The organism is Vibrio sp. V33_P6A3T137, assembly GCF_009904835.1.
GTDB classification, from domain to species: domain Bacteria; phylum Pseudomonadota; class Gammaproteobacteria; order Enterobacterales; family Vibrionaceae; genus Vibrio; species Vibrio metschnikovii.
On record NZ_WXWK01000160.1, the window covers coordinates 1 to 2941 of the forward strand.

Below are 2941 nucleotides of genomic sequence, written 5' to 3' on the forward strand. Positions count from 1 at the left end.
GTGTTGGTTACGTTCGTTCACCCAATCACATCGTTTGGCTATGCTCATGGGGATGAACTCACTTGCCGTCTATCTGCAACTCCAAGTCGTTTGGGTATAGCAACGGAAGTCACTATCGAACCTCAGTTGTTGACGTTAAACATCCAGTCGTTTGGGTTATAAATTTAGTAATAATTTGTTTCGTTGACCGATACGTATACCGTTAAGTGTATAGTGCTGCAAGACACGAAATGAAAACAAAGAAATCGCTAAAAATGTAATGTTTTGAAAAATAAAATATTTCTATTTTTTTTTACTCTTGATGTTGAGTGAAAACTAAGTTTTCATATTTGGTTACATTTTGGGCGTGGATGGATTGTAGGAGTAATTATTGCTGTTGTTTGTTGTTAAGCCGCGCTGAGTCAACGATTATCTGCATAAAGTGACGGGATGGGATCTAATGAATACCAGCTTCGAGCCCTATTAATGATCGGAGGGTTTATCCTCTTCCCACTTCAAGTAGTTTAGGTATACTTTCGCTATTGCCCGATACATAAGTGGCGTAAATAAAAGCATAATAAGAAGGTTGGCTAAGATTATGAAAGGTTGGTATCTGCTTTATTGTAAGCGAGGTGAACAAGCAAGGGCAAAGAGCCATCTTGAAAATCAAGGGGTTGAATGTTTTTATCCGCAAATGGAAGTTGAGAAAATTCTTCGTGGTAAAAGAAAAAAGTACAAGAGCCCGTTTTCCCGTCTTATATTTTCGTGTGTTTTGATTATAAGCAAGGACCAACGTTTACGACGGTCCGTTCAACACGTGGCGTTGTCGATTTTGTTCGTTTTGGCCCTGAACCTAAAGAATTATCGGAAGCATTAGTCACTGAGCTAAAAAAACTGGAATATCTACCCGATCACGAGCAACTGGGGTTACCTGCGGTAGGACAAGAGATAGAAGTCAAAGGCGGTCAGTTTTGTGGTATTCGGGCTTTATATCAAGAACCTGATGGCGACGCGCGTTCTATGATGTTGGTACAGATGATCAATCAGCCAGTGGTGATCAGTATTGATAATAAAGATTTGGATCTTAAGCATTGCTTAGACAATTGAGCTTGCGTCGTCGAGAACGTTTGATGATTAAGTAGAAAAACTCAAGGCGCCATAGAGGCGCCTTGATTATTTATATCGAACGTTATTAATAAGCTTCATTATGTACGGCTTTCACGGCTCGACCTGAAGGGTCAATGCAGTTTTTGAAAGACTCATCCCATTCTACAGCTTTGGCGGATGAGCAGGCGACGGATGGGCCACCAGGTACGCAGCGTGCTGCAGACTCTAATGGGAACAGCTCTTCAAAGATTTCTCGATACACATAGCCTTCTTTGGTTGTTGGTGTATTGTACGGGAAGCGGAATTTAGCCGTTGCCATCTGTTGATCGCTGATTTTCGCTTCTGCGGTTGATTTCAGGGTGTCTATCCAGTTATAGCCGACGCCATCGGAAAATTGCTCTTTTTGACGCCAAGCAATGGAATCCGGTAAATAGTCTTGAAAGCATTCGCGTAAGATGTGTTTTTCCATCTTACCATTACCACACATTTTGTCGGCAGGGTTGAGACGCATCGCGACATCAATAAACTCTTTATCCAAGAACGGTACTCGTCCTTCAACGCCCCACGCCGCGAGTGATTTATTCGCTCGAGCACAATCAAATAGGTTTAATGCGAGCAGCTTACGGACGGTTTCTTCATGAAACTCTTGCGCATTCGGCGCTTTATGAAAGTAAAGATACCCGCCAAATATTTCGTCAGCGCCTTCACCCGATAGGACCATTTTTATGCCCATCGCTTTAATTTTTCGTCCGAGTAAAAACATCGGTGTTGAAGCGCGAATGGTCGTCACATCATAAGTTTCGATGTGATAAATCACATCGCGAATGGCATCCAGCCCTTCTTGAATGGTATAGGTCATTTCATGATGTATTGTGCCGATTTTTTCAGCCACTTCACGAGCGGCTTTTAAATCAGGTGCGCCTTCTAGACCAATGGCAAACGAGTGCAGTTGAGGCCACCACGCAGCCGATTGTTCATCATCTTCAATGCGCATCGCGGCGTAACGTTTGGCAATGGCTGAGGTGATAGAAGAATCTAACCCGCCAGATAATAATACGCCATAAGGTACATCGGTCATTAACTGGCGTTTGACCGCCGCTTCTAACGCTTCCGTGAGTTCTTCTTTACTCGATAAGTTATCTTTTACAGCATCATATTCAGTCCAATCGCGTAGGTAATAGCGGTAAGGTTCTGGATCGGTTGAACTAAAGTAACTGCCAGGAGGGAATTCACTGATCGACTTACAAACCGGCACTAATGCTTTCATTTCTGAGGCGATATAGTAATTGCCATGCTCATCGTGACCTTGATAGAGCGGGATGATGCCAATATGGTCGCGGCCAATTAGGAATTGATCTTTTTCCTGGTCATAAAGAGCAAAAGCAAAGATACCATTGAGCTCTTCGAGTAACTCCGCGCCTTTATCTTGGTAGAGGGCCAAAATAACTTCACAATCGGAATCGGTTTGAAAGTCGTATGTATCTTGATAGCGGGCACGAATTTCTTTGTGGTTATAAATTTCACCATTAACGGCCAAGATAAGTTTTTTATCAGGGCTGTAGAGCGGTTGAGCACCGCTGTTGAGACCGACAATCGCTAAGCGCTCATGGGCAAGAATAGCGCGCTCAGAGGTGTAAATACCAGACCAGTCGGGACCACGATGACGTAGTTTTTTAGACATTTCTAAGGCAATTGTCCGTAATGCACTGGCGTCGCTTTTGATGTCTAAGATACCAAAGATAGAACACATACCGCTTCCTTAATTAGATGATGTTTAATCAGATGACTTTAATCTGCCATTTTGGTTAAAAAAGGCAACACTTCTTTGTTTAAATAATTAATCATTGCTTGTTAT

Annotated in this window: 1 protein-coding gene and 1 pseudogene; one reads left to right on the forward strand and one right to left on the reverse strand. The window is 42.7% G+C overall.

What is annotated here, in order from left to right:
- The first annotated feature begins 577 nt into the window (after positions 1-577).
- Positions 578-1086, forward strand: a pseudogene (gene rfaH, locus CAG60_RS15050) (transcription/translation regulatory transformer protein RfaH).
- Positions 1087-1171: 85 nt separating this feature from the next.
- Here the strand turns inward: rfaH and asnB are convergent.
- Positions 1172-2836: an asparagine synthase B gene (asnB, locus tag CAG60_RS15055; RefSeq protein WP_161439314.1), complete on the reverse strand. Its 1665-nt coding sequence runs from the start codon at positions 2834-2836 to the stop codon at positions 1172-1174.
- Positions 2837-2941 lie beyond the last annotated feature (105 nt).